Genomic DNA, 26,474 nt, shown 5'->3' on the forward strand with positions numbered 1-26,474 from the left:
CAGAACGATGCCACACACCCGCGACCAGGACGTTCCGATTCGTCAGCTTCTCGCCGGGATGAAAGGTTTCCGCGCCCGCTACTACGAGCGCCGGCCCGACAGCATGCGCCAGCTCGTCGAGGAGGGGCAGAAGCCGAAGATCCTGATGATCGGCTGCTCCGACAGCCGCGTCGATCCGGCGCTGCTCACCCAGGCGGAGCCGGGCGAGATGTTCGTCGTCCGCAACGTCGCCAACCTCGTCCCGCCCTACCAGCCGGACGGCAGCTATCACGGCACCTCGGCGGCCATCGAATACGCGGTGCGGGTGCTTCAGGTCAGCCACGTCATCGTCCTGGGCCACGCCCTGTGCGGCGGCATCCAGGGGCTGATCCGCCTGCGCAAGGGCGAGCCGGACCAGAACGACTTCGTGTCGCCCTGGGTGTCCATCGCCAGCGCGGCGCTCGATCCCTACATCCCGCCCGCCCAAGGGGAGACCGACGAGGAGCGGCGCAAAGCCGAGTTCGAGCGCCTTCAGCAGAAGCCCGACGTGATCGAGCGCGCCGCCGTTCGCACCTCGGTCGACAACCTGATGACCTTCCCCTTCGTCCGCGAGCGGGTGGAGGCCGGGACGCTGGAACTGCACGGCTGGTGGTTCGACTTGGACAGCGGCGATTTGTGGGCCATCAACTCCCAGACCAAGATGTTCGAGCCGGTCGATTGAGGCCGGTCGATTGAAGGTGCCGGGTGGGCGAAAGCTGCCCAGCGGACGGTGATAAGCCAAGTCCGCCGGGAAATTTCTGCCCATCCCTTGATTCCGCGGCCTGAACAAATCCCTCCGCTGCCATGGAAGAAGGTTGTTTCAGCGGCTCCCCGCCTTCTGGCACGACGGTTGCAGTTTCCTGTTCGGCGCGTTCCGGCGGACGCGCGTCGACGGGAATGAGGCGGCCGGACCATGGGCATCACCACGATCTTCAACAATGGCGTTCTCGGGCTGACGGCGCAGAACCGCGCCCTGGGCACCATTTCGAACAACATCGCGAACGCCTCAACGTCCGGCTTCAAGGCGTCGGAAACCCAGTTTGCCGACTTCGTGCTGGGCGACCGCACCGGCAACAAGGACCCCGGCAACGGTGTGCGTGCCTTCGAGCGTCTGGACCACAGCGGCGGCACCGTCACCCAGACCGGCGTCACCACCAACGCGGCCATCGTCGGCAACGGCTTCTTCCTCGTCCAGGATCTGGATGCCCAGACCGGCACGACCGCGACCGCCACCCGGACGAGCGACGATTCGGTCTTCCTGACGCGGTCCGGCGACTTCTCTCCCGACAAGGAGGGCCGTCTGGTGAACGGCGCCGGCAAGGCGCTGATGGGGTTCAAGCTCGACCCTGCCAGCGGCACCGGCTCCTTCGGCAGCCTGAGCAGCATGACTCCGGTCTCGCTGAGCGGGTTGCAGGACTACCGCGAAGCCTCGACCCAGGCGTCGCTGAATCTCAACCTGCCCTACGACCAGGAGCCGGTGACCGGTCCGATCACCACGGCGAACACCACCGGCGTCGTTCTGAACATGGTGGACAAGAACGGCGCCGACGGGGCGATGGCCCTGCGGTTCGTGAAGACCGGGCAGGCGGAGGACGGCACCTCGACGTGGCAGGTCTTCAACGCCGGCGTCATCGGCGCCGACGGCAAACCGGTGGGCAACGGCAACGTGAACGACCCCACCACCTGGCAATCGCTCGGCACGCTGAACTTCGCCCGCAACGGCACGCTGACCGGCGGCCCCACCGGCAGCCCGGCGACCCTGACCCTGAATCCCGGCGGCGACTTCGCCCAGACGACGTTGGATCTCGGTTCCTACGGGAAGATGACCAACTCCATCACCACCATCGCCGGCATGGATCTGGGAATCGTCCAGGGCAACAACGGCATCCGCGCCGGCACCTATCAGGGGGCGGAGCTGACCGAGGACGGCTTCGTCGCCGCCAACTTCCAGGGCGGTAAGCAGCGCTATATCTACCGCATCCCCGACGCGACGGTGATCAACCCGACCGATCTGGAAAGCGTGTCCGGCACCATGTTCCGGACCAGCGCCAATTCGGGCGCCATCCGCCTGAACTCCTTCGGCAACCTGACCAACGAGACCGGCACCAGCGCGCCGAAGACCGTCGGGGCGTCGCTGAGCACGGCCAGCGTCGAGGGCTCCAACGTCAAGATCGAGGAGCAGTTCACCACGCTGATCCAGGCGCAGCGCACCTACTCCGCCGCCTCCAAGCTGGTGTCCACCGCCGACGAGATGACCACGACGACGATCACGCTCAAGTCGTAAGAGCCGCGGCACGCAGCGCATCGGCGACGCGGCCGGCCACCTCCGCCCAGTCGCCGACGCGCGTCTGGCGGAACAGCCGGGCGGACGGATACCAGGGGCTGTTGTCCCGCCCCAGCAGCCAGCGCCAGTCCGGCGAGAACGGCAGAACCACCCAGACCGGCACCCCCAGCGCCCCGGCCAGATGCGCCGGCCCGGTGCAGGAGGAGATCACGAGGTCGAGATTGGCCATGATCGCGGCGGTGTCGGCGAAATCGGCGATGTCCGGCCCAAGGTCCGTGAAGGACGGCGGCATGTCCCCCCGCTCCAGATCCTCCCGTCCCGGTCCCTTCTGAAGCCCGTAGAAGCGCACGCCCGGCACATCCAGAACGGGCCGCAGCCCGGCCAGCCGGGGCGAACGCAGCGCGTCGCCGGGAAAGCGTGGGTTTCCCGCCCAGACCAGCCCAACCCGCAGCCCCTGCCCATCCGCCAGCCGACCGCTCCAGGCGGCGGCGCGTTGCGGGTCGGGGCGCAGATAGGGCACGGCAGCGGGCACGTCGTCCAGCTTCGTGCCGAAGGCGCGCGGCAAGCTCATCAGCGGGCATTCCAGATCGAAATCCGGAAGCGGGTCGCCGCGGGCGATCAGCCGCTCCACCCCCGGCAGACCCGACAGGACGCTCATCAAGGGCCGTTGAACCTCCAGGATCACCCGCGCCCCGCGCCCCGCCACCAACGGGACGTAGCGGACGAACTGCAGGGTGTCGCCCAACCCCTGCTCGGCGTAGAGCAGGATGGTGCGCCCGGCGATGTCGCCGCCGGTCCAGGTGGGCTGGGCGAAGCGGCGCCAGGGTGGTTCCGCCCGTGCGTCGTGGCGGCGCCAGTCGAACTCCGGCCAGCCACCCTCGCAATCCCCGGCCAGCAGCCGGGCGAAGCCGCGGTTCCAGCGCATCCCGGCGTCACCGGGGCGCGCCTCCAGCACCCGGTCGAAGTCGGCCAGAGCCTCCATCGGCCGGGCCATGGCGAGCAGCGCACCACCGCGCGCCGCCCACAGGGACGGGCCGGAAAAGCCGTGCCTCTCGGCCGTGGCAAAGGCCTCCAGCGCCTCGTCGAAGCGGCCCTGCCCGGCGAGCAGCGACCCCAGATTTCCCCACGCCGCGCCATAGCCGCGGGCGAGGTCCAGCGCCCCCCGGTAGGCGGCCTCCGCCTCGTCCCAGCGCTTCTGCGCCGTACAGGCGGAGCCGAGCATCATCAGGGCCGCCGGCGACCCCGGCGCCAGCGCGGCGGCACGACGGGCGGCGCGCTCCGCCTCCTCCGCCCGCTGTCCGGCCAGGGCCGTTTCGGCGAGGTTCACCAAGGCTTCCGCCGAGGCGGGGAGCAGCGCCAGCGCCCGCCGCGCCGAGCGGGCGGCCTCCGGCACCCGGTTCAGATCGCGCAGAGCGCCGGCCCGGCTGGCGTGGGCGTCGGCCAGCAACGGGTCCAGCCGCAGGGCGCGGGCATAGCCGGCCTCCGCCCCCGCCGCGTCACCCATGGTCTGAAGCGCGCCAGCCAAATTCGATTGCGCGCCCGCCGAGTCGGGGCGCAGCGCCAGCGACCGGCGGAGCAGGCGTTCCCCTTCCGCTGGACGGCCCGTCTGCGCGTGGAGCACGCCCAGGAACTGCGCGGCGTCGGGTTGTTCGGGGTCGGCCTCCAGAATTCGCCCATAGAGCGTCGCCGCCTCGGCCAGACGGCCTGACTGGTGATGGTCGATGGCGGCCAGAAGGGCCTCGATGATCGTCGCCATGGGAGGTGCCCGAGGGTGTGAGGGGTACCGGAGGCCGGTGAAACAGGCGGGGTCGCTGACGGATTGGTCACAAGTCCTGCCGTTCCCGCAACCCACCCACGAGAAGCCCTGCGTTGCATTTCACTTTTGCTAAAATTATGCTGCATTCATCGCCCCGAAGCATACCGGGGTATTCAGCGCGAGGACCAAGTCCCGCCCATGAAAAGCACCTTGCCGATGAAAAGCACCGTGAACATCTGCGCGCTCGCCTTGACCTGTGCCCTCGTCCCGGCGGTCCTGACCGTGGAACCGGCCGCGGCCAGCGACAAGCCCGCCGGCGGCGGCTGCCCGTGGGCGCAGGATGTCAAGCTGGACCTCAACGGCAAGACCCTCACGCTGAACCAGGAGGCCTTCGCCACGAAGGGGGAGCCGCTGGACCTCGAGGGCTATCAGATCTTCCCGCTGCTCGACCAGTTGAAACTGCGCATCCTCGGCCCGCGCGGCCAGGAGTGGGAAGCCGGACTGACCCGCCTGTCCGGCGGCAAGCGCTGCCAGGCCTTCTACGTCGGCAAGCCCTTCCAGGTGTCCGACGAGACGGGCGACCGCAACAGCCTCATCCTGGTCCGCTGACACCCGCGCTGATTCCATCCCGCCAGCGGTCGCGCCCGATGCGGTAGAGGACATGCCGCTTCAGGCGGTGACCGTCGGGAACGCGGGGGTGGTCGAAGTCGGCCGCCGCGTCGCGCTCCATCCCCAGCCGCTCCATGACCCGCCGCGACCGCCGGTTCGCCGGCACGGTGAAGGCCACGATCTCGTCGAGACCGACCGCACCGAACCCGTGGGCCAGCGCCAGCGCGGCGGCCTCGGTCGCCAGCCCCTGCCCCCAATGGTCGGGGTCGAGCCGCCACCCCACCTCCACGGCGGGGGCGAAGGGCGCCTCCCACGTCACGCGGGCCAGCCCGACGAAGCCGATGAAGGGGCTGTGGCCGGGTCGCTCCACCGCCCAGAAGCCGAAGCCATGCCGGTCGAAATGCTCGCCGATGCGCCGGATCACCGCATCGCTGGCCGCGCGGTCGGGAAGCGGCAGCAGATGCTCCATCACCGCGGGATTTTGCGACAGCGCGTGAAAGGCGTCGGCGTCCCCGCCGCGCCAAGGACGCAGGATCAGACGGGAAGAGGTGAGGGTGACAAGCGGCGCCATCGCACCGGTTCCGTCAGGGCTCGGGCGGCGTGCCGAGCGCCGCCAGCAGCGTCATCAGCGCCGGGTCGCCCTCCGGCACCAGCCGGTAGAGGTTGGCCGCGGCCAGCGCGACGCCGCCCCCCGGCCTGGGCGTGAGCCCGGACAAGGCGAAGAGGCGGTTCTGCTGGACGCGCTCCGCCTCCAACTCCGTGGCCTTCAGGCGTCGGTAGAGGGCGTCGTCCTCCCCCTTCGCCCGGCGGCGGACGGCGCGCAACGGGCGGACCACCTCGGCCCGCCAGGGGGCGACCGCGGAGTCGATCCGCGCCAGCTCCTCCACCGGCAGGTCGGCGTTGCAGGCCATGCCCGCCCAGGCGGCGAACAGCAGAAGGTTCACGTCCTGGCCGAGCCGGTCCTGAAGGTCGAGGCAGGCGGCGGGCACGCCGGGCCGTCCGTAGACGGCGAGCGCGAAGTCCCAGAGCGGGTTTTCCGACATCGCCGCGCCTGCCTCCCCGAAGCCCCCGCTCAGTCGCCCAGGCTGATGCCCAGGCCGCGTGCGGTCTTGACCATGGCGCCGTCCAGCTCCACGCAGGCGTATTTGGCGATGGCGTCGGTGATCGGCACGTCGATGACGCCGCGGTCCGACCAGGCGACCATGCGGTCGAACTTGCCCTCCGCGATCAGGTCCACGGCGTGCACGCCGAAGGCCGAGGCGACCAGACGGTCGCGCGGGCTGGGCATGCTGCCGCGCTGGACGTGACCCAGGACGGTGACGCGGGTTTCCGCCCCCGTCGCGTCGGCGATCTTCTCGCCGATGTAGTCGCCGATGCCGCCGTAGCGCTTCTGGCCGCCCTGGAACAGCTTCTGCACGCCGGTGCCGTCCACGGTCTTCACCGCCTCCGACACCACGACCAGGGCGAAGTTGCGGCCGGTCGAGCGCACCTGCTTGATCTTCTGGGCGATCTTCTCGATGGAATAGGCGATCTCGGGGATCAGCACCACGTCGGCGCCGCCGGCGATGCCCGCGGCCAGCGCGATGTGGCCGGCGTCGCGGCCCATCACCTCCAGCACCATGACGCGGGCGTGGCTGGCCGCGGTCGGCTGGAGCCGGTCGAGCGCCTCGACCGCCACGCCGACGGCGGTGTCGTAGCCGACCGACACCTCGGTCAGGCCGAGATCGTTGTCGATGGTCTTGGGGATGCCGACCATCTGGAAGCCGCCCTTGTCGGCCAGCTTCTTCAGGATGGCGAAGCTGCCGTCGCCGCCGATGCCGATCAGGGCGTCCAGCCCCAGTTCGCGGTAGCCGCCGATGATCTCGTCCGACCGGTCCTTCTGCGTGCCGTCGGCCATCGGGTAGGCGAAGGGGTCGCCGCGGTTGGTCGTGCCGAGGATCGTGCCGCCCATGCGCATCATGTTGCCGTCGACCTGCGGCAGGTCGAGCACCTGATACTGCACCGGACGCTGCAGCAACCCTTGGGTGCCTTCCTTGATGCCCAGGACCTGCCAGCCGTAGGTCAGGACGGCCCGGTGGACCACCGCGCGGATGACCGCGTTCAGCCCGGCGCAGTCGCCGCCGCTGGTGAGAATGCCGATGCGCTTGCCTGCTGTCATGGAGACTGTCCCGTGTCGTCTGGAACCGCTGCGAAAGGTAGTCATACCAGAACGTTGCTCCACCGCAATGGTTCTGGTCCTCCGAGTATATTACATTCCGGCGACCGGATTATAACCCTGCGAAGAATGCGTGGTTTCGCACTGCCGTTGCGGCGGAAATCTGGTATAGTCCCCGCCGCTCAGCCAGCGGGCCCCGCGCGTATGAACGAACAAGAGATGCTGAAGGAAAAACTGGCCACGCTTCGCAGCGAGCATCGCGACCTCGACGACGTGATCGCCCGACTGCACGAACGTGCGCCGTTCGACCAGCTTCAGATGCAACGTCTGAAGAAGCGCAAACTCGCGCTCAAGGACCAGATCATGGTCCTGGAAAGTCGCATGCTGCCCGACATCATCGCCTGAGGCGGCTTTTCGGCGGGGAACATGGCCCGGCGTCGCGCGTCGCGCTGGACTCCGCGCGCGCGCTTTCTATAATGCGCCGCTTTCCGGACCTAGAGGAAAGCGCGCGCCGTGTCCGCATCCATCGCCGCCACCACCGACCGCAAGCCGCTGGTCGGCATCATCATGGGCAGCCAGTCGGACTGGACCACCATGAAGCACGCCGCCGAGACGCTGACCGCGCTCGGCGTCCCGCACGAGGTCCGGATCGTCTCCGCCCACCGCACCCCGCAGCGCCTCGTCGAGTATGCCACCACCGCCCGCGACCGCGGCCTGAAGGTGGTCATCGCCGGGGCCGGCGGCGCCGCCCACCTGCCGGGCATGGCCGCCTCCATGACCCCCCTGCCCGTCTTCGGCGTCCCGGTGGAAAGCCACGCGCTGAAGGGCATGGACAGCCTGCTGTCGATCGTCCAGATGCCCGGCGGCGTTCCGGTGGGCACGCTGGCCATCGGCAAGGCCGGCGCGATCAACGCAGCCTTGCTCGCCGGATCGGTCATCGCCCTGATGGACCCGCAGGTGGCCGAGGCGCTGGACGCCTGGCGCGCCCGACAGACCGCCGCCGTCGCCGAAGCCCCCGTCGACGAGCCCGCCTGAGCCATGGCCCACCGCATTCTTTCGCCCGGTTCGACCATCGGCATGCTGGGCGACGGCCAGCTCGGCCGCATGACCGCGCTCGCCGCCGCCCGGCTGGGCTACAAGACGCACGTCTACGCGCCGGGATCGGAGGGCAGCCCCTGCGCCCAGGTCGCGGCGGCCGTCACCTCCGCCGGCTGGGACGACCTCGACGCGCTGGAGGCCTTCGCCCGCTCCGTCGACGTGGTGACGCTGGAATGGGAGAACGTCCCGGTCGCCGTGGTCGAGCATCTCGGCCGCTTCACCCCCGTCCATCCCGGCGGCAAGGTTCTGTCGGTCGCCCAGGACCGGGTGGAGGAGAAGTCCTTCGTCAACGCGCTGGGCATCGGCACCGCCCCCTGGCGCGCCGCGCGCAGCGCCGACGAGGTGGCGAAGGCGGTGGCGGAGATCGGCCCGCGCTGCATCCTGAAATCCACCCGCCTCGGCTATGACGGCAAGGGGCAGGCGCGGATCGAACCGGGCAGCGACCCGGCGGAGGCCTGGGCGGCCATCCGTTCCGACGCCGGCATCGTGGAGGGCTTCGTCTCCTTCACCTGCGAGGTGTCGGTGATCGTCGCCCGCGGGCTGGACGGCAGCATGGCCGCCTACCCCGCCGTGGAGAACCGGCACAAGGACGGCATCCTCGACAGGACCATCGCCCCGGCCCGCGTTGCGGCGGAGACGGCGGCCGAGGCCGAGCGGGTCGCCCGCCGGATCGCCGAGGCGCTGGACCTCGTCGGCGTGCTGGCGGTCGAGATGTTCGTGACTCCGGATGGCGGCGTGCTGGTCAATGAGATGGCCCCGCGCCCGCACAACTCCGGCCACTGGACCATGGACGCCTGCCACTCCTGCCAGTTCGAGCAGTTCGTCCGCGCCGTCTGCGGCCTGCCGCTGGGCTCGGTGGAGCGGGTGGCCGACGCCGAGATGGAGAACCTGATCGGCGCCGACGCGGACCGTTGGCCGGAGTTGATGGCCGAGCCCGGCGCCCGCCTGCACCTCTACGGCAAGGCGGAGTCCCGTCCCGGCCGCAAGATGGGCCATGTGACCCGGCTCCGTCCCCGCTCCTGACCCTTCCGGTCGATTCCCTCCGTCCGACCGCCGCGGCGGGTCGTTTCCTGTTCGGAAACGGCCCGCCGTCGTTTTTTCTCGCGTCGGGTGCGATAATCCGGCGCGGCTCAAAACCACATTTCTCTTTAAATCATTGAAAATTCTAGGTTCCGATATTTTGTTTGGAATGACGCGGTGAATCTTGCCGCTTTTTTCACGGCGGGAACACGGCTAGTCTCCACTCAATGAATGAACGCAATTCGATAAACTTTTTCTCAATTTCGGGCTATTGCCGATGCAGCTTGCGCATGACTCGATCAGACGCCCGGTGCCGCAGACCAACGCGCAGGTCCGACGCCCGTCGCACCGCGAGCGTGACCGCTTCGTCGGTTTCGCTTTCGCCGCGGCGGATTTGCTGATCGAGACGGATGGGCGCGGAAGCATTCTGTTCTGCGCGGGCGCGCGCTGCCGCCTGACCGAAGGGGACGTGGCCGGCTTGGTCGGCACCAGCCTGCTCGACGTCGTGGCGCCGAACGACCGCAAATACGTCACCGTTTTGTTCAAGCGCATCCAGGACAAGGGCCGCATCAAGCCGGCGCGCGTCGTCTTCCAGGGCTGCGACGGCAACCGCTTTCCGGCGCTGCTCGGCGGCTGCCGGCTCGACTCCTGCCCCGGGTCGCTGTTCCTGACCGTGCTGTTGGCCTCCGGCCCGCGCAACACGAACGAGGCGCTCGCCGCGGCGGGCCAGCTTCTCGACGGCAACGCCTTCAGCCACATCCTGGAGGACCGCATCATCAAGGCGCGGGAGAAGGGGCTGGACAACGCCCTGACCCTGCTGCTGATCGACGGCCTGCAGTCGATGGTGGACGCCCTGCCCGAGGGGGCGGCGAGCGAGGTGATGCAGGGGATCGAGGCCTATCTGCGGGCGATCTCCGCCAACGGCGACAGCGCCGGGCAACTGGCCACCGACCGTTACGGCGTCGTCCACGCCTCGGACATCGACGGGCAGGAGGTGCAGGCCCACATCACCCAGATCATCCAGAGCGCCGGCGGCGAGTTGCCCGGCGGCATCCGCACCTGGTCGCTGGACGTGTCGGACGAGCGGCTGGACCCCGCCGACGCGGCGCGCGCGCTGGTCTACACGGTGCAGGCCTTCGCCTCCGCCCAGGGCGGCGAGTTCACCATCTCCAGCCTGGAGGACGGCGCCAAGCGCATGCTGTCCGACGCGGTGGACCGCATCGGCCGGCTGCGCGCGACCATCGAGAAACGCGACTTCTTCGTGGTCTACCAGCCCATCGTCGATATCGGGACCCGGACCGTCCATCATCTCGAAGCGTTGACGCGGGTGGAGGGCATGCCGTCCCCGGCGGACTTCATCACCTTCGCCGAGGATGTCGGGCTGATCTACGATTTCGACCTGCTGCTGACGCAGTCGGTGCTGGACACCATGCACGCCCACCGCAAGGAGCCGACCCTGCCGGACGTGGCGATCAACCTGTCCGCCAAGACGCTGATGAGCCCTATTTTCCTGCGCCAGTTCCTGGCGGTGACGGAGCCCTATGGCGAGCTTGCCCGCAAGCTGCTGATTGAGGTGACCGAGACCGTCGTCGTCACCGACATCGCCAAGTTGAACGAGGTTTTGCAAAAGCTCCGCGCCGCCGGTTTTCGTATTTGCCTGGACGACGTCGGGGCCGGATCGACCTCCTTTCAATCGCTCTACGGCATCCAGGCGGATTTTGCCAAGATCGACGGCCACTTCGTCCGCGGCGCCGTGGACAGCGGCCGCGACATGGCCATGCTGCGGTCCATGGTGGACGTGTGCCGCCAGTTGGGGCTGGGGCTGATCGGGGAGCAGGTGGAAGGGCCCGAGCACGCGCAGCTCCTGACGGAGCTGGGGGTGCCGCTGGCGCAGGGCTACCTCTACAGCCGCCCCTCCCGCGACTTCGCCTATTTCGCGAAGGACTGGGCGAAGATGGCCGGTACAGGCGGCAAGGTTCTCCGGAAAGGCTGACGCGCGGCGGGAACCGGCCGCTCCCGCCCATCGTCAAGCCGGCATCAGGCCGGCATCAAGCCAGTTCGTGCGCTGCATCGATGCAGTGGCGTGCCTGGGCGAGAAGCTCGCGGTTGCGGTCCATGAACTCCTTGGCGGCACCGCAGGCCCCCGGATGCAGCCGGACTTCCGCCAGAAGCCGTTCCGCCTCGTCCAGCGAATTCAAGACCGATACCGCTGTGTCGATGTCCATGGCCGCCCCCTTAACATGGCGTGCTGCAATGCACGCGTTCATCAGGCGGCTATGACAAAAGCATTAATTTGCGCTGCAGCGTATTGGCCATAACGTCGCAGATTTAGAACATTTTAACATATTTATCGCCAAAAACGTGCATCATCGCCGCTCGAGCTTCTCAAGCGCATCCACCTGTACGCGGATGACCTTTTCCGTCGCGGAGAAGCCCTGCCGGCGGGTCAGGACGACGATGACCGCCGCGGTGGACACCATGAAGAACCAGGGGCCGAGCATCCAGGCCAGCGCCGCCATGGCGAAGTAATAGGCGCGCATGCCGCCGTTCAGCGCCTTGACGGCCAGCGTCATGGCGGCGGCGATGCTGTCGGCCATCGCCGTCTTCTCCTCCGCCGGCACCGGGGGCAGCGGTGCGGAGCCGATCAGGGCGCAGCAGTAATTGTACTGGCGCAACGCCCAGGTGAATTTGAAGAAGCCGAAGGTGAAGATCGCCACGAGCAGCAGCATCTTCAACTCGAAGAACTCGCGCGTGGTCTGCACCGTGAAGGACAGCGTGCCGACCAGCTTGTGGGCGCTCTCCACCGCGCCGAAGGCACCGACCAGACCGGCCAGGATCAGCATGTTCGTGCTGGCGAAGAAGGTGCAGCTCTGCATCGTGTGGCCGACGAGCTGCGAATCCATGATGCGGTTGTCGCGCTCCAGCATCCGCTCCATCCAATGGCGGCGCACCTTCTTGAGATGCTGGTTGACGACCATGCGCCCGCCCAGCATGTGGTCCTGGATCAGCGTGAAACCCGCCCAGCAGGCGAGGAACCACAGGAAGGCGACGGTGTCGAGGAAGGTGATGTCGGGCGTCACGGGCGGACACTCTGGCGCGAGGGGAAGGGGTCGGTCCGGCGCAAGGGTGTAGCCGTCCCCCCGCCGCCTGTCCAGGGGCGCCCCGGTGGGGCAGGACGCCCCTACCCTCGCCTCTGCACCGCGTTCAGCACATGGACCCGGATCGCGCTCGACAGGTTGCCGCTGCGGGTCGAATCGATCTCCTCGATCAGCGCGTTGACCGACATCCCCCGCACCTGCGCGAGGCCCTTCAGCGCCTCCCAGAATTCCTCTTCCAGGGAGACGCTGGTCGGGTGCCCGGCGATGAGGACGGAGCGCTTTTTCATGGACGGCGCACGGCCCCGGTCACCGGGGCTTCACCATGGTTTCCGGCTTGACCCACTGATCGAACTGCTCCTCGGTCAGCAGGCCAAGCGCCACGCCGGCCTGTTTCAGAGTCGTTCCCTCCTTGTGGGCCTTCTTGGCGATCGTCGCCGCGTTGTCGTAGCCGATGTGCGGGTTCAGCGCGGTGACCAGCATCAGGCTCTCGTTCAGCAATTGGCCGATGCGCTCGCGGTTCGCCTCGATGCCGACGACGGCGTTGTCGGTGAAGCTGTTGCAGGCGTCGGCCAGCAACCGGATTGACTGCAGCACGTTGTAGGCGATCACCGGCTTGAAGACGTTCAGCTCGAAATGGCCGGTGGCGCCGGCGATGCTGACGGTGGTCTGGTTGCCCATCACCTGGGCGCAGACCATGGTCATCGCCTCCGACTGGGTGGGATTCACCTTGCCGGGCATGATGGAGGAGCCCGGCTCGTTCTCTGGCAGCGCGATCTCCCCGATGCCGCAGCGCGGGCCGGAGCCGAGCAGGCGGATGTCGTTGGCGATCTTCATCAGCGACACGGCCAGTGTGTTCAGGCTGCCATGCGCGTCCACCAGCGCGTCGTGGCTCGCCAGCGCCTCGAACTTGTTCTCGGCGGTGACGAAGGGCAGCCCAGTGATGGAGGCCACCTCCTCGGCGAAGGCTTCGGCGAAGCCGGTCTTGGCGTTCAGCCCGGTGCCCACCGCCGTGCCGCCCTGGGCCAGCCGGTAGAGCTGCGGCAGCGACGCCTTCACCCGCTCGATCCCGTAGGCGATCTGGGTGGCGTAGCCGGAGAACTCCTGCCCCAGGGTCAGCGGCGTAGCGTCCTGGAGGTGGGTGCGCCCGATCTTCACGATGTCGGCGAACTCGGCCGCCTTCGCGGCCAGCGCCGCGTGCAGATGCTCCAGCGCCGGCAGAAGCTCGTGGTGGATCTGCTCGGCCGCGGCGATGTGCATGGCGGTGGGGAAGCTGTCGTTGGACGACTGCCCCATGTTGACGTGGTCGTTGGGGTGGACCGGCTTCTTCGACCCCATCTCGCCGCCCAGCGCCTCGATGGCGCGGTTGGAGATGACCTCGTTCGCGTTCATGTTCGTCTGGGTGCCGGAGCCGGTCTGCCAGACCACCAGCGGAAAATGATCGGCGAGCGTGCCGTCGATCACCTCCTCCGCCGCCTCGACGATGGCGCGGCCCAGCCGGGGGTCGAGCACCTCCAGCGCCATGTTGGCGAGCGCCGACGCCTTCTTCTGGATGCCGAGCGCGCGCACCAGCGCCGGCGGCATGCGCTCCCCGCCGATGCGGAAGTTGCGCAGCGAGCGCTGCGTCTGGGCGCCCCAGTAACGGTCGGCGGCAACCTCGATCGGTCCGAAGCTGTCGGTCTCGGTGCGCATCCCGGTCTTACCGGTCATGGTCAGGTCCTCGTCGGTTCGAACATCGTTCCGGTCAGCGAATTTTTTCCCGAATCGCCCGCCGGGCAAGGGGAATCAACGCGGAATCCCCTTTGGGCAAGGGTCCGGCCGAATTTGTTCTTGTTGCGTTCCGTTTCCTGCGTTACCGTTTCGGCGTGACCGGCCCTGCATCCCATCCCGCCCCCATCCCGCTGCCCCTCTCCAGCCCTGGGAGATTCGAATGAGCGACTTCGCCACGGACCATGTCCGCGCCTTCATCGCCAAGACCCGCGTCGCCGAGATGACGGCGAAGGGCTGGCGCGTGGTCGGCCCCGGCGAGGAAGGCTCCCTGCTCATGGAAGGGCCGCAGCTTGGCGGCGCACCGGTTCGCCTGTTGGCCTTGGTCAACGATCTGTTCGACGATCTGGTCGCCCAGGCGTTGGAGCGCGCCGACCGCATCGACCACGCCGCGGGTCGGCTGCCGCGCGCCGCGTAAGGAGCTACGCCCGGCGCACCGGGCCCCACAAAGGACGTACCCCGCCCGGCGGGACGGCCTGTTAACGTCCCGCCGTGGCGGCTTAAGGCTTGCGGACGCCGCCGTTAAGGCTCCGCTTCCCTCCCGCCTATGACGGTTCGGCCGCTACGACCTTTGCCGGAAGTCCTTGAAAAGTCTCACAGCCTCAGAAAAGCGCCTGCTCATTTCAAGAAAAGTGGTAATCCTTCCGGGTAAAATCCCCCTATATTTGTCGGTCACGGGATTACCCCTCAAGACACCAGCCCGGCGGAGGCCCCGTTAGTAAGTCGTTAACCGGGACATGGCCAAATAGAGACATCACGAACACACAAGACAAAACGGAGTTTTAAAATGCTGATCGCCACCACCACCGAACAGATTACCTCGTCCTCTCGCGTTCACATCGCCCTGGTCGATGAGTTCATCCAGCTGGCGCTGAACCGGATCGACGGCCAGAACGACCCCTTCGTCCGCGAAAGCCTTGCCGACCTGCTGTCCACCCTGCGCGAGGAGCGGTCCGGCTACCTGGACCTGCTGAACGCCGCGATGCCGGTCAAGGCCGCCTGAGGGTCCCGGACGACCTGGGCATAAGCACCCGGGCATAAGTACCGCGTGGTGGCGATGAGGTCGGGGCCGTCGACAAGCCCCGACCGTCAGCCCACCGGAACAGTCCGATACTTACGTTCCCTCAAGCCTCATCCGCCTGCGCGGCCAATGCGGCGATCGCATCGCCGGTGAGACGGTAGGGAAGCCACTCCTCCATCTGTTTGAAGCCGATGCGCAGATAGAAATCGCGTGCCGGGTTCCAGTGCAGCACATTCAGGTCGACACGGCGACAGCCCCGCTCGGCCGCCAGTTTCGCCACCGTCGCCAGCAGCTTCCGGCCAACGCCATAGCGCCGCGCTTGCGGGGTGACGTAGAGATCCTCCACGAACAGGCCAGCCCGCCCTTCCCAGGTGGAATAGTTGCGGAAGCACAGCGCGAAGCCGACGGGCTCCCCGTCCAGTTCGGCGATCAGCGCCTCGAACACCGGACGCTCGCCCCAGCCGTCGCGCCGGAAGTCCGCCTCGCTCGCCTTCACGGCGTGGGGCTCGTTTTCGAACGCGGCGAGTTCCCGGACGAAGCGGAGAATGGTCGGGCAATCGGCCTCGACGGCCGGACGGACGGTCACGGTGGGCATGGCAACTCCAGATCTCACGATGGCGCGACGATAGCCGCGCCGGCCACACGGCAACAACCGCTTTGCCATCCGCCGGCGGTGGGCCTAGGCTGCGCGCCATGCGGGACATCCAGACCATCGGCGGCTTTTCCGTCCGCGAAGCCCGGCCCGGCGAGCGCCACGCCCTGCTGGCTCTGGTCGCGCGGATCGACGCGGAAAGCGATTTTCTCCTGCGCGAGCCCGGCGAGCGGCCCTTCTGGGCGCGCGACCTCGCCGCCTTCCAGGCGTCCGGCAACTCCACCATCTTCGTCGCCGAGGCTGTCGGCAACCATTCCGCGGACCTCGTCGGCTATCTCAGCGCCCATGGCGGGCGGTTCCGCCGCAACCGCGGCGCGGTGACCTTGGCGGTGGGCGTGCGGCGCGATTGGAACGGGCGCGGCGTCGCCACCGCGCTGTTCGCCGCGGCGGAGACCTGGGCGCGGCGGACCGGCGCGCACCGGCTGGAACTCACCGTGGCCGAGAGCAACAGCCGCGCCCTGTCCCTTTACGAACGGCTCGGCTTTCTCGACGAGGGGCTGATGCGCGACGTTCTGCGCGTCAACGGCGCGTGGCGCAGCGAGCGGCTGATGGGCAAGGTCCTCGGGGCGGAGGGCGTTCCCGAATGGCCGGTCCCGATGCCCGGCCTGACCGTCGAAGCGCCATTCCAGGCGCGGATCGGGCGGTTGGAAATCCGCCCCGCCCTGCCCGCGGACGCCGCCGCCTACCTCGCCTACGACCGCGCGGTGCGGAGCGAAACCCACTTCCTGATGCGCAGCGCCGCCGAATCCCTGCCGGATGTCGCGGCGGCCCGGCGCTTCCTTGCCGAACAGAGGATCGGCGACCGGACAGCCACCCTGCTGGCCGTCGCGGACGGCACCATCGCCGGGTCGCTGTCACTGTGGACCGGCGCCTACGCCCGCACCGCGCACGAGGCCGGTCTGGGGCTGGCGGTGCGCCGGGACTTCTGGGCGCAGGGCGTCGGCGGACGCTTGATCGTCGCGGCGGAGCTCTGGGCGCAGGCGCGGCGGCTGCACCGGCTGTCGCTCTGGGTGTTCGGCCACAACAGCCGCGCCCGGCGCTTCTACGCCAAGCATGGCTTCGAGGAGGAGGCGGTGGCCCGCCGCCACAGCCTGATCGACGGGCGGCTGGCCGACCAGGTGTCGATGGCCAGGCTCTATGGAGCCAAGCCGTAAAGGAAGGGGCGCTACGCCACCCCCGCCGCTGCCGCCGGACGTCCCGCGACCAACTCCTCGAACCGCGCCAGATAACGTTCCGTCATGCCATCCAGCGAGTAGCGGGCGCGGGCGACGGCGCGGCAGGCGTCGGGGTCCAAGCCCTCGCAGTCCTCGATGGCGCGGGCCATCTCCTCGGCGTCCTTGACCAGGAAACCGGTGACGCCAGGCTCCACGAGGTCGGCCAGGGCGCCGGTCGGGAACGCCACCACCGGGGTGCCGCAGGCCAGCGCCTCCAGCGCCGCGACGGGGGTCGGCTCCGACATCAGGCTGGGCGCCAGCAGGCAGCGCGCCGCCCCCAGCATCCAGCGCTTGCGCCCAAAGCCGATCCGCCCGAGGAAGCGGCGCTTGGGGTCCAGCCGGGGCCGGATCTCTTCCTGAAGGTAGCGCTGCTCCTCCGCGCCGCGGGACAGGCCGCCGCAGAGAAGAAGCTGCATGTCGATCTGCCGCGCCGCGTCCAGCGCGATGTGGAAACCCATTTCCGGCTCGATGTCGCCCAGGCAGACGGCGAAGCGGCGCTTTGGCACGCGGATGTGCAGGCGGTCCACCGCCACACCGATCTCCAGCGGCGACAGGAACGTCAGGCCGGGCGAAGCCCCGCGCACCTGCGCGGCGGACACCGGCTGGAGGTGCAGGTTCGGCCGCGGGGACGTCAGCGCTTCCGGCCGGTAGCGGTCCAGCGGCTGGTAGAGCGTCGCCAGGACCGGAACGTCCTGCGGCGGCAGCAGGATGTCGAAGTCACGGACATGGAGGTGGACGAGATCCGGCGCATGATCCTCCACCGCCTTGGCGACCACGGTGGCGACCCGCCTCAGAACGGCGGCCTGCGCCCGCTCGTCCGGCGCCTGCCCATGGGCCCCGCCATGGACGCGCGCCAGCGGGATCAGCGTTCCCGCCACCGCCGAATCCTCCGGCGCGATGACGACCGAGCGGTGCCCGGCGCGGACCAGGGCGGCGTCGATGGCGCCGGCCACCTGCTCGGCCGTGCCTTCGTTCTCCGGATCGGCACCGACCGGGGCGAAAGGCGACGCCACCGTGAGGATGGTCAATCCCATCGTGCCGCCTCCAGAAAACGAAGGCCCGAAGGGGCGCCGACGCTCGGGTGACGTTTTCCAGCCGGCCTGTTCCTGCGCATCACCGCTTCGTTCATCCCATGTCCCTGTGGTGTTATTCATTGGAACTTATTGTCTGACGCACGCTCTTCTTTCTCTCCGACATCTTGGCGGCCCGGAGAAAAGCCGGAATCGGGACAGTCCTGTTGCCATTGCCCTGTTATTGTTTTCTACGAAAATGCGTCGCCGGTAACCGGGGTATTGGAAGTGGATCGACTCGCGGAAGGGATAGCCGTCCTGCACCGGGTTGCCGACCTCGGAACCGGGAACCCGACCGGACGGTCAGGACGCCCAGGGCGGCTTACTTCCAACAGAGGCAAGCCGGGCAACCGGGGAACGTCGGATCAATCATCGCCGCCCCCCTTGATGTCGAGGATGGAGCGCAATTCCCGCACCCGCCGTTCCGCCGTGTGCTCCTCCAGAACGCGCGACCGCGCGCGCTGGGCCAGCGTGGCGAGATGGCCGCGCGGCAGCATCAACGCCGTGGTCACGTCGTCGGTTTCCCGCGCGACCAGGATGTCGCGTCCCGGCTCGAAGAAGGCGCCGATCCCCTCCCATTCGTCGGAGATCACCGGAACACCGCAGGCCGCCGCCTCGAACAGCCGGACGGACGGGCACCAGCCCATCGCCTTCAGGGGCTGGCGCGTCACGTTCAGCGTCAGGGTGGAGGAGCAGAAGAAGGCCGCGTGCTCCGCCGGCGGCAGATGCCGGACACGCTGGATGTTGGCCCCCCAGGACGCGTCGTCCGGATAGCCGCCGCCGGCCAGGAAGAAGCGCCGCCGTCCCAGCCGCCGGGCCGGCTCGATGAACAGCGCTTCCAGCGCCGCCCGCCGGTCCTCGACCCAGGCGCCGAGGTGGCAGAGGTCGCCGAGATAGCGCCGTACCGGATCGGCGGGACGGTGCAGGTCCGGGTCGACCCAGGCGTAGAGCGGTGCCACGAACCGCGCGCCCAATTGCGTCTTCAGCGCCTCCAGCGCCTGCCCACCGGTGCTGCTCAGCACGGTGTCGAATCCGCCCAGCCCCTCCGGTGGCAGATAGGCCGGCCGCTCCCCCGTTTCGGAACGGGACAGGGTGATGTGCGTGTCGAGGTCGTAATAGACCGTGCGTTGCGCCTTCGACCCCAGCACGAGGTGGGAGGCCGCCGCTCCGTCCGCACAACCGGAGGTCACCATCGCGACGTCCGCCTCGTCGGCGTGACGCTGCGCCGCCGCCGCCACATCCTCCCAGCGGTCGTAGAGGAGAAGCTCCCCGCCGGGGATGTCCCACAGGTCGCGGTGCTCCGCGCGCTCGGGTGTGTCGCGCTCCAGGAAGACGACGCGGTTGCCGCGCCGCGCCAGGGCCTTGACCAGCCCCCGCCACAGGGTGGCGTGCCCGTTGCTCCAGGAGGAGCTGATGGACTGTCCGAAGATGATGATTTTCATGATGTTGGCGCCATGCCTCCGCCCCCGAGCCTCCATCCCGATGGCCCTTCCGGAACAACGTGCTCCGTCCGATCGTGTTCCGGGCGCCGGACCCGCGCGGAGGGGGTGCCCCAGGGGCCCCCGGCCGGCCGACCTGCCGCTCTCCTGCCGACGCCACACCCTTTGCGTGTCGATTACAGACCGGACCCAACTATGAACGAATTTGTATAAAAATGTCGTTTAACCACCTAAGAGGGATATGAGATAATAAATTCGTGAAAAAAGAAAATCATTCACTTGTGTGACAACCCGTCGTCAAAACTCAAAAAACAATCCCAACGCGAAGGACACATCATGCGCAAGGCTCTTTTCACCGCCGCGCTTGCGATGGCAAGCGGGATGGCTCTGTTCAGCACCCCCGCCGCCGCCTGCAACGACGAGGCGTACATCGGCACCGTCTGCACCTTCGCGTTCGACTGGTGCCCCCGCAATTACATCCCGGCCGATGGCCGGACGCTGGCGGTCCGCGAATATCAGGCGCTGTTCTCCCTGGTCGGCTACCGCTACGGCGGCAACAACGCGGACATCTTCGGCATCCCCGACCTGCGCGGCCGCGCCGCCATCGGGTCCGGCACCGGCCCCGGGCTGGCGAACATCGCCATCGGCGCCAAGGTCGGCCAGCAGGAGCTTCTGCTGTCGGCGGCGCAGGTCCCGCTGCAGCCGCACACCCACACCGCCACCTTCACCGGCACCGGCGGCGGGTCGGGCGGCTCGACCACCGTTCCCTTCACCGGCACCGTCAGCCTTCCCATCACCAGCGGCGGCAGCCCGGTGTCGGCCCCGACCTCGGGCACCGTCTATCTCGGTGGCACCTCGATCGACGACGGCGGCGCCGGCAGCACCATCATCGGACCGTACAACACCAGCGGCCCGGCGCCGAGCACGGCCGCCAGCGTCGCCGGAACGGCCAGCGGCACCGTCACGATTCCCAACACCGGCATCACCGGCGGCACCGTGGCCGTCGCGCCCGCGTCGGCCGGCGCCACCCAGAAGGTCTCCACCCAGTCCCCGGCGATTGGCCAGACCATCTGCATCGTAGCCAATGGCCTGTACCCGAACCGTCCGTAACGGGTTGCTGCCACAAAAGCCCCCTTTCAACGCCGAGGACACATCATGCGCAAGACTCTTCTCTCCGCCGCCTTTGCGATGACCAGCGGCCTGGCTCTGTTCAGCACCCCCGCCGCCGCCTGCAACGTGGAACCGTACATCGGCACCATCTGCACCTACTCGTTCGACTGGTGCCCGCAGGGCTATGTGGTGGCCGACGGCCGCACGCTGACGGTCCGCGAGAACCAGGCACTGTTCGCCCTGATCGGCTACCGCTACGGCGGCAACAACGCGGATCTCTTCGGCATCCCCGACCTGCGCGGCCGCGCCGCCATCGGGTCCGGCACCGGCCCCGGGCTGGCGAACATCGCCATCGGCGCCAAGGTCGGCCAGCAGGAGCTTCTGCTGTCGGCGGCGCAGGTCCCGCTGCAGCCGCACACCCACACCGCCACCTTCACCGGCACCGGCGGCGGCTCGGGCGGCTCGACCACCGTTCCCTTCACCGGCACCGTCAGCCTGCCCATCACCACCGGCGGCAGCCCGGTGTCGGCCCCGACCTCGGGCACCGTCTATCTCGGTGGCACCTCGGTCGACGACGGCGGCGCCGGCAGCACCATCATCGGACCGTACAACACCAGCGGCCCGGCGCCGAGCACGGCCGCCAGCGTCGCCGGAACGGCCAGCGGCACCGTCACGATTCCCAACACCGGCATCACCGGCGGCACCGTGGCCGTCGCACCCGCGTCGGCCGGCGCCACCCAGAAGGTTTCCACCCAGTCTCCGGCGATCGGGCAGACCGTCTGCATCGCGACCCAGGGGCTGTACCCGAACCGTCCGTAACATCGTTGCGGGTGGCCTCGTCCCGCGGGATGAGGCCACCTGCCGGTGCGCTCACCAATAGGTCATGGCGTCGGCGTAGAGCCCGCGCAGATCCTCCTCCGTCACCGGGCGGGGAGCGATGGTCAGCAGCCGTTGCTGGGCCATCGCGCCTCGCACCAGATCCGGAATGTCGGCCGCGCCGTAGCCCAGCGCCGACAGGCCGTTCGGCAGATGGGTGGCGCGCATCATGGCGATCAGCCGGGCGGCCAGAACGGCGCCGCCGTCCGCCGGGGACACGTCCCGCACCTCCGCCCCCAGCGCCTCGGCGGCGCGCAGATGGCGCTCGGGCTCGGCGGAGCCGGTGAAGCGGAAGGCGGCCGGGGCGTTCAGCACCACCGAGATGCCGTGCGGCACCATCGGGTTTGCCTTCTCGTAGCCCCGCGCCGTGAAGCGGTGGTTCATTCCGGCGACCGAGTAGGACATGGCGTGCGGGATGTGCACCCCCGCGTTGCCGAAGGCCAGCCCGGCCAGCGTCGCCGCGAACATCAGGGCGTCGCGCGCCTCCTCGTCCGCCGGGTCGTTGACGGCGCGCTCCAGATACTGCCCGCCGAGCCGGATCGCCTGAAGGCTGCCGATGTCCGACCAGGGGTTGGCGCCCTGGTAGGGCGGGCGCGGGTTGGCCGCGTCGGGCTTGGGGCGGGAGCGGTAGGACCGCGCGGTGTGGCTCTCGATGGCGTGGGTCAGCACGTCGAAGCCGGTGGAGGCGATGACGCCCGGCGGCAGGCTGTCGATGGTCGCCGGGTCGACCAGCGCCAGATTCGGCCGCAGGTAGCGGGAGGAGATGCCCGTCTTCACCCGCATCTCCACATGGTCGAAGATGGCGACGCCGGTCGTCTCGCTGCCGGTGCCGCAGGTCGTCGGGCAGGCGATGTGCGGCTTGACCGGGCCGGGCACCGGGCGCCCCTCGCCCAGCGGCTTGTTGACGTAGGCGAGGAAGTCCGCCGGGTGGGTGGCGTAGAGGTTGGCCGCCTTGGCCGTGTCGATCACCGACCCGCCGCCGATGGAGATATAGCCGTCGAACCGGCCGTCGCGGGCGAAATCCGCCGCCTCCAGGAAGGACGCGCTGGTCGGCTCCACCGCGCATCGGTCGAAGACGGCAACGTCCAGCCCCGCCGCCTTCAGCGACTCAAGCGCCGCCGCGAAGGGCGCGATCCCGGCGACATGGGGGTCGGTGAACAGGGCCACCCGGCGCATGCCCATGGCCTTGGCGTCGTTCCCCGCCTCCGCCAGCATGCCGCGGCCGAACTTCATCGACGCGGCCTCCACCGTGAAGCCGCTGTCGCCGTTGGGCAGGATGGGATGGGCGATGGGGCTGGTCATGGCTGCGGGCCTCCCTGGTTTTGCTTTTCTGGATTGGTTGCCCACCATCGGAGCGCGGGAGGGGGGCGGCTGTCAACCCGACCGTTCGCTCAGGCGATTGTTTGCCCTCCCTCCGGCGCAGCGCTCTGGAGCCGCCGGTAGAGATAGCCGACGCCGATCAGGCTCAGCCCCAGCCCGAGGAAGGAGGCGACGCGGTACAGCCCGCCCAGCTCGGCCATGTCGCTGAGGAAGACCTTGGCGACCACCGCCAGGATCAGCGCCATCGCGGCGTGGCGCAGCCAGCCCAGCCGGTACCGCAGGGCGGCCACCAGCATCAGCACCGCCGCCGCCAGGAAGCCGACGGAATAGCCGTACCATTCGGCGTCCGGCAGGTCCGGACCGGAGAGCACCGGTCCCTGGAAGGCGTGGCGGATCTCCAGCGCCAGATTCATGCCGAGCAGCGCCAGCGGCAGCAGCGCGACCCAGGGGCGCAGGCGGGCCGGCAGCGGCTCCACCCATAGGAACAGCAGCCCGAGCAGGGCCGGAAGCCCATAGGCGAGCAGCAGCGTGTTCGCCACCGGCCACGCGCCCACCGCCTCGTCGCTCCACAACGGATTCAGGGCAACGAGATGCAGCGCCGCCGCCTGAAGCGCCGCCAGCCCGGCCAGGATGCGCCGCCCCCACACCGCCACCGGCCGCGTCCGCCAGCGCCGCCCCGTCGCCAGCAGCAGGGCCAGCGCCAGCCAGACCAGCGTGTGCAGCGCCACCTCGCGCAGCGTGTCGGGCGGCTCGTCCAGCGTGCCGCGGGTCAGCGCCTGAATGGCGAGCGACAGCAGCAGCGTGACGAAGGCCAGCCCGCCGGCCTCCAGCAGCGCCACCACCCCGTCATCCCCCCTGCCGTCCGGCGCGGAGCGCAGCCAATGGGCGGCCAGGAAGAAGCCCGCCGCCGGCAGGCCGTAGCCGTAGACGATCCAGCCGAGCCCGTCCTCCCCATACTCCAGCACGGACGGGTTAAGCGCCAGCCGGACCAGGACGGCGCCGGCCACCAGCAGGATCACCGCGCGCAGCGAGCGCAGCCCCATCCGCCGCTCCAGCCACGCCAGCACCGGCACCTGGGCGGCCAGCGCCACGGTCAGCCACGCCTCGCGCAGCATCATGACGGCGCCGAGGCTGAGCGCCCCGGCGGCCCCGGCGGCGAAGGCGGCGAGCCCCAGACCGACGCCCGGCTGGTGGCGGTGGCGGGCCAGCGGGCCGGTTCCGGCGACCAGCAGCGCCGCCAGCGCCAGGCTGGCCACCGGCCACAGCGTGTCGGCCTGCGGCGGGTCCAACCGCCAGTAGGCGAGCGCCAGAAGCACCACCGGCATCCAGGCCGCCAGCGACGACCACAGCGCCGCCCGCGTCGACCGCCACAGGGCGATGAAGCCGCACATCCCGTAGAGCAGGGCGAAGCCGCCCACCGCCCACAGGAACCGCCCGGACTGGAACGGCAACCCCGCGCCCGGCGATGGAACGATGGGATGCCCGTCGGCGGTGACGGCGGGCGGCGGCAGCGGCCAGCGCGGCACCGTCCAGCCGGCGAAGGCCAGCAGAACCGCCAGCGCACCGATCCAGGCTATGCCGGCGATCCGCTCGACCCGGCGACCGGCAGCGATACAGAGCAGCCCGAACAGGGCCAGCATCACCAGCGATCCGGTGCGGTGGCCGTCCACGGTGACGAGCATCGCCATCAGCAGCCCCAGCACCGCCACCGCCGCGACGGCGAGACGGTCGGCGCGCGGGCGCCCCCTCCAGCGCAGCAGGTCGAACAGGGTGGTGCGCGGCATCGCCTCGACCGGCCCGGCCAGCAGGGCGGGCATCAGGAACAGCCCGGCGGTCAGCAGCAGATAGATCCCGACCGGCAGGGCGTCGCCGGGGTTCCAGCCGCCGACGTACCAGACCGGCACCCAGCCCGCCGCCCCGATCAGCGTGCCCAGCCCCAGCCAGCGCCAGCCGCGCCACAGCACCACCGTCATCCCGGCGCCGGACAGGGCCAGCAGATAGGCGAACAGCCCCCAGGCTGATCCCCCGATGGACGAAACCAGCAGCGGCGTGGCGAATCCGCCGAGCAGCCCCAGCGCCGCGATGTATGGCCCTTGGAGCAATGACAGCGCCATCCCCAGCGCCGCCAGCCCGCCGAGCAGCGCGAAGGCCACCGGCGGGGCGAACAGGTCGTAGAGCACATAGCCGCCATAGACGCTGGCGAAACCGGTGAACAGCCCGGCCGCGGTCAGGGCCGGCGGCACTGGATCGCGCCCACCCGGCTCCGCCCCTCCGCCGCGCTGGCGCAGCCATTCCCCGCCGACCATCAGCGCCGCGGCGGAGAGCAGGCCGAGCGTGACGCGCACGCCGGGGCCGAGCCAGCCCTGCTCGATCGACATCTTGATGAAAAAGGCCGCCGCCAGGGCGACCGTGGCCCCGCCCAGCCAGATCAGCCAGCGCCCGGCCAGCGCGTCCTCCAGCCGGCTCCACACGGACAGCGGGGGTGGAGAGGGTTTCGGCGGCGGCTGGATCGGCGACGCTTGGATCGGCGGCGGCTCCGGCGGAGCCTCCACCATGACGGCGGTGTCCGCGACCGGAGCCTCGACCGGCGCGGCGTCAACCGTCGCCGGACCCTGCATCCGCTCCAGCGCCTGCCGCAGCCGGGCGATCTCGCGCTCCTGCGCCGTCAGCCGGCGGTTGAATCGGTGGGCGACGATGGCCCCGATCAGCACCAGAAGAATGACGTCCATGCCCGACCGTCCCGGCTGCGCTTGCGTTCGCGCAACGATAGCGGTCAGGCGCCGGGCTTGTCTCTCTGACCTGTGGAGGCACCCAAACGGCTCATCAGCGTCAGCGCGTCGTCGACCGCGTGGAAGTCCGCCGTGTTGTCGAAGACGCACCAGACCGGACGCTCCCGCGCCTCGTCCCGGAAGCGCCGGGCCAACCGGTCCAGCACGTCCAGCGGGTAAGCGCTGCGGTACATCACCGGCGAGCCGTGCAGCCGCCAGTAGCGGATGCCGTCCCAGCCCGCCGGCTCCGCCGCCGCGGGCACCGGAGCGGGATCGGCGGCGGCGCGGGCGACGGCGTGGTCGACCAGCAGACGGTCCGGCTCCGCCGCGAACCAACTCGGGTGGCGCGGCTCGCAGACGACGAGACCGGCGAACCGCTCGCGCAGGGCCGCGAAGAAGGGGCCGGCCACCGCCGGCTCGTACCGCAACGTCGGCGGCAACTGCACCAGCAGCGGCCCCAGCCGGTCGCCGAGATGCCCGACCTCGTGCAGGTAATGCTCCAGCGGGGCGGCGCAGTCCTTCAGACGCTGCTCGTGCGTGATGGCACGCGGCAGCTTGACCGCGAAGCGGAAATCCGGCGGCGCCGAGGCCGCCCAGCGCTCCCAGGTCTCCGGCTTGTGCGGGCGGTAGAAGCGGCTGTTGACCTCCACCATCGGGAAGACGCGGGCGTAGCGCTCCAGATGCGTGCCCTCCGCCGGGAAGGCCGGGGCGGAGGGTTTCGGGATGCTCCAGCCGGCGCAGCCGATGCGGATGCTGTTGATGGTCCCTTCGGCCAAGCCTCTGCTCTCCCTGGGCGCGTGCGTTCCCGCCTTAGAACAGCGTCGGCTGCCGCTCGTCCCGCATTGGAACGCCACCGGCGTGGTCAGCGTCGGCGATCAGGCGGGCCATCTCCCGGCGTGCCTTCTCCGCCTCGTAGCCGCCGCGGTAGCGCCCGATGAAGCCCTTCCGGCAGGCCCGGCGGAAGCGCTGCGACGCGGTTTCCCAATCGTCGCCGGGGCGCAGCCAGCTCACATAGGTGGTGCCGCTGCGCGGGTCGGTGCGCAGGTAGCGGCCATGCCCCTTCGGACCCCGCACCCACTGGCCGGGATTGAGGCGCAGAGCCCCCCGCGCCAGCAGCAGGGACACCTGCGGGGTGAGCTCGATGGTCGGAAAATACGGCATGGCGAACCCTCTCGGCGGCGCGCCGGGGGGCGGGCCGCGAA

General features: G+C 69.5%; 27 protein-coding genes. 12 read left to right on the plus strand and 15 right to left on the minus strand.

What is annotated here, in order from left to right:
• Positions 1-7 precede the first annotated feature (7 nt).
• Positions 8-700, plus strand: a complete 693-nt coding sequence (locus DS837_RS26210) for a carbonic anhydrase (RefSeq protein ID WP_149167422.1) — start codon at positions 8-10, stop codon at positions 698-700.
• Positions 701-931: 231 nt separating this feature from the next.
• A complete protein-coding gene (locus DS837_RS26215; protein ID WP_149167423.1) occupies positions 932-2,302 on the plus strand; it encodes a flagellar hook-basal body complex protein in 1,371 nt (456 codons plus the stop codon).
• Here the strand turns inward: DS837_RS26215 and DS837_RS26220 are convergent.
• Positions 2,292-4,058 carry a tetratricopeptide repeat protein gene (locus tag DS837_RS26220; protein WP_149167424.1) on the minus strand — a complete coding sequence of 589 codons (1,767 nt, stop codon included), beginning with the start codon at positions 4,056-4,058 and terminating at the stop codon, positions 2,292-2,294. The genes DS837_RS26215 and DS837_RS26220 overlap by 11 nt on opposite strands.
• A gap of 198 nt (positions 4,059-4,256) precedes the next feature.
• Here DS837_RS26220 and DS837_RS26225 point away from each other — a divergent pair, with 198 nt between their 5' ends.
• Positions 4,257-4,667 (plus strand): hypothetical protein, encoded by a 411-nt coding sequence (locus DS837_RS26225; RefSeq protein ID WP_247890139.1) that lies wholly within the window; start codon positions 4,257-4,259, stop codon positions 4,665-4,667.
• On the opposite strand, the gene DS837_RS26230 is transcribed toward DS837_RS26225, so the two are convergent.
• The 3 genes from DS837_RS26230 to DS837_RS26240 are packed head-to-tail and all read right to left on the minus strand — an operon-like array spanning position 4,651 to position 6,825.
• Entirely contained in the window at positions 4,651-5,238 is a 588-nt protein-coding gene (locus tag DS837_RS26230) for a GNAT family N-acetyltransferase (protein WP_149167426.1), read from the minus strand. The two genes, DS837_RS26225 and DS837_RS26230, sit on opposite strands and share 17 nt — an antisense overlap.
• Positions 5,239-5,251: 13 nt before the next feature.
• The gene (locus tag DS837_RS26235; RefSeq protein ID WP_149167427.1) at positions 5,252-5,710 is read right to left on the minus strand and encodes a TIGR02444 family protein; all 459 of its coding nucleotides are present in this window, start codon (positions 5,708-5,710) and stop codon (positions 5,252-5,254) included.
• 29 nt (positions 5,711-5,739) lie between these two features.
• A complete protein-coding gene (locus DS837_RS26240; RefSeq protein ID WP_145679549.1) occupies positions 5,740-6,825 on the minus strand; it encodes an ATP-dependent 6-phosphofructokinase in 1,086 nt (361 codons plus the stop codon).
• A 216-nt stretch (positions 6,826-7,041) separates the two neighbouring features.
• On the opposite strand from DS837_RS26240, the gene DS837_RS26245 reads away from it, so the two are divergent.
• The 4 genes from DS837_RS26245 (at position 7,042) to DS837_RS26260 (ending at position 10,933) form a co-directional block, all read left to right on the plus strand.
• Positions 7,042-7,227: a YdcH family protein gene (locus DS837_RS26245; protein ID WP_014239909.1), complete on the plus strand. Its 186-nt coding sequence runs from the start codon at positions 7,042-7,044 to the stop codon at positions 7,225-7,227.
• 162 nt (positions 7,228-7,389) lie between these two features.
• Entirely contained in the window at positions 7,390-7,857 is a 468-nt protein-coding gene (gene purE / locus DS837_RS26250; RefSeq protein WP_145628644.1) for a 5-(carboxyamino)imidazole ribonucleotide mutase, read from the plus strand.
• Between the two features lie 3 nt (positions 7,858-7,860).
• Positions 7,861-8,943 (plus strand): 5-(carboxyamino)imidazole ribonucleotide synthase, encoded by a 1,083-nt coding sequence (locus DS837_RS26255; protein ID WP_149167428.1) that lies wholly within the window; start codon positions 7,861-7,863, stop codon positions 8,941-8,943.
• A gap of 274 nt (positions 8,944-9,217) precedes the next feature.
• Positions 9,218-10,933 carry a sensor domain-containing phosphodiesterase gene (locus tag DS837_RS26260; protein ID WP_170295982.1) on the plus strand — a complete coding sequence of 572 codons (1,716 nt, stop codon included), beginning with the start codon at positions 9,218-9,220 and terminating at the stop codon, positions 10,931-10,933.
• 55 nt (positions 10,934-10,988) lie between these two features.
• On the opposite strand, the gene DS837_RS32195 is transcribed toward DS837_RS26260, so the two are convergent.
• From DS837_RS32195 to fumC, 4 genes are all read right to left on the minus strand, one after another.
• A complete protein-coding gene (locus tag DS837_RS32195) occupies positions 10,989-11,165 on the minus strand; it encodes a hypothetical protein (RefSeq protein WP_170295983.1) in 177 nt (58 codons plus the stop codon).
• 141 nt (positions 11,166-11,306) lie between these two features.
• Positions 11,307-12,020: a DUF599 domain-containing protein gene (locus DS837_RS26265; protein WP_149167429.1), complete on the minus strand. Its 714-nt coding sequence runs from the start codon at positions 12,018-12,020 to the stop codon at positions 11,307-11,309.
• Positions 12,021-12,121: 101 nt separating this feature from the next.
• Entirely contained in the window at positions 12,122-12,325 is a 204-nt protein-coding gene (locus DS837_RS26270) for a ribbon-helix-helix domain-containing protein (RefSeq protein ID WP_149167430.1), read from the minus strand.
• 19 nt (positions 12,326-12,344) lie between these two features.
• Positions 12,345-13,745 (minus strand): class II fumarate hydratase, encoded by a 1,401-nt coding sequence (fumC, locus tag DS837_RS26275; protein WP_149167431.1) that lies wholly within the window; start codon positions 13,743-13,745, stop codon positions 12,345-12,347.
• A gap of 220 nt (positions 13,746-13,965) precedes the next feature.
• Between fumC and DS837_RS26280 the strand changes: the two genes are divergently transcribed.
• On the plus strand, positions 13,966-14,220 hold the full coding sequence (locus tag DS837_RS26280; protein ID WP_149167432.1) for a hypothetical protein: 255 nt from the start codon (positions 13,966-13,968) through the stop codon (positions 14,218-14,220).
• A 369-nt stretch (positions 14,221-14,589) separates the two neighbouring features.
• The gene (locus DS837_RS26285; RefSeq protein WP_149167433.1) at positions 14,590-14,805 is read left to right on the plus strand and encodes a hypothetical protein; all 216 of its coding nucleotides are present in this window, start codon (positions 14,590-14,592) and stop codon (positions 14,803-14,805) included.
• Between the two features lie 121 nt (positions 14,806-14,926).
• Here the strand turns inward: DS837_RS26285 and DS837_RS26290 are convergent, their stop codons facing one another.
• Complete coding sequence (locus DS837_RS26290) at positions 14,927-15,418, minus strand: GNAT family N-acetyltransferase (RefSeq protein ID WP_149167434.1); 492 nt, start codon at positions 15,416-15,418, stop codon at positions 14,927-14,929.
• A gap of 98 nt (positions 15,419-15,516) precedes the next feature.
• Here DS837_RS26290 and DS837_RS26295 point away from each other — a divergent pair, with 98 nt between their 5' ends.
• A complete protein-coding gene (locus DS837_RS26295; protein ID WP_149167435.1) occupies positions 15,517-16,629 on the plus strand; it encodes a GNAT family N-acetyltransferase in 1,113 nt (370 codons plus the stop codon).
• Between the two features lie 11 nt (positions 16,630-16,640).
• Here DS837_RS26295 and DS837_RS26300 read toward each other — a convergent pair whose 3' ends face one another.
• Both DS837_RS26300 and DS837_RS26305 read right to left on the minus strand, forming a co-directional pair.
• The gene (locus DS837_RS26300; RefSeq protein ID WP_170295984.1) at positions 16,641-17,723 is read right to left on the minus strand and encodes a glycosyltransferase; all 1,083 of its coding nucleotides are present in this window, start codon (positions 17,721-17,723) and stop codon (positions 16,641-16,643) included.
• Positions 17,724-18,124: 401 nt separating this feature from the next.
• The gene (locus DS837_RS26305; RefSeq protein ID WP_149167437.1) at positions 18,125-19,201 is read right to left on the minus strand and encodes a CgeB family protein; all 1,077 of its coding nucleotides are present in this window, start codon (positions 19,199-19,201) and stop codon (positions 18,125-18,127) included.
• Positions 19,202-19,534: 333 nt separating this feature from the next.
• On the opposite strand from DS837_RS26305, the gene DS837_RS26310 reads away from it, so the two are divergent.
• Both DS837_RS26310 and DS837_RS26315 read left to right on the plus strand, forming a co-directional pair.
• Positions 19,535-20,308 carry a phage tail protein gene (locus DS837_RS26310; RefSeq protein ID WP_149167438.1) on the plus strand — a complete coding sequence of 258 codons (774 nt, stop codon included), beginning with the start codon at positions 19,535-19,537 and terminating at the stop codon, positions 20,306-20,308.
• Between the two features lie 45 nt (positions 20,309-20,353).
• On the plus strand, positions 20,354-21,127 hold the full coding sequence (locus DS837_RS26315; protein ID WP_149167439.1) for a phage tail protein: 774 nt from the start codon (positions 20,354-20,356) through the stop codon (positions 21,125-21,127).
• Positions 21,128-21,178: 51 nt separating this feature from the next.
• On the opposite strand, the gene DS837_RS26320 is transcribed toward DS837_RS26315, so the two are convergent.
• From DS837_RS26320 to DS837_RS26335, 4 genes are all read right to left on the minus strand, one after another.
• Positions 21,179-22,486 carry a hydroxyacid-oxoacid transhydrogenase gene (locus DS837_RS26320; RefSeq protein ID WP_149167440.1) on the minus strand — a complete coding sequence of 436 codons (1,308 nt, stop codon included), beginning with the start codon at positions 22,484-22,486 and terminating at the stop codon, positions 21,179-21,181.
• An 89-nt stretch (positions 22,487-22,575) separates the two neighbouring features.
• A complete protein-coding gene (locus DS837_RS26325; RefSeq protein ID WP_149167441.1) occupies positions 22,576-25,233 on the minus strand; it encodes a DUF2339 domain-containing protein in 2,658 nt (885 codons plus the stop codon).
• 44 nt (positions 25,234-25,277) lie between these two features.
• The gene (locus DS837_RS26330) at positions 25,278-26,048 is read right to left on the minus strand and encodes a DUF72 domain-containing protein (RefSeq protein ID WP_149167442.1); all 771 of its coding nucleotides are present in this window, start codon (positions 26,046-26,048) and stop codon (positions 25,278-25,280) included.
• A gap of 34 nt (positions 26,049-26,082) precedes the next feature.
• Entirely contained in the window at positions 26,083-26,433 is a 351-nt protein-coding gene (locus DS837_RS26335; protein ID WP_149167443.1) for a hypothetical protein, read from the minus strand.
• Between the last annotated feature and the right edge of the window lie 41 nt (positions 26,434-26,474).

This window comes from Azospirillum brasilense, assembly GCF_008365405.1.
GTDB classification, from domain to species: Bacteria; Pseudomonadota; Alphaproteobacteria; order Azospirillales; family Azospirillaceae; genus Azospirillum; species Azospirillum brasilense_D.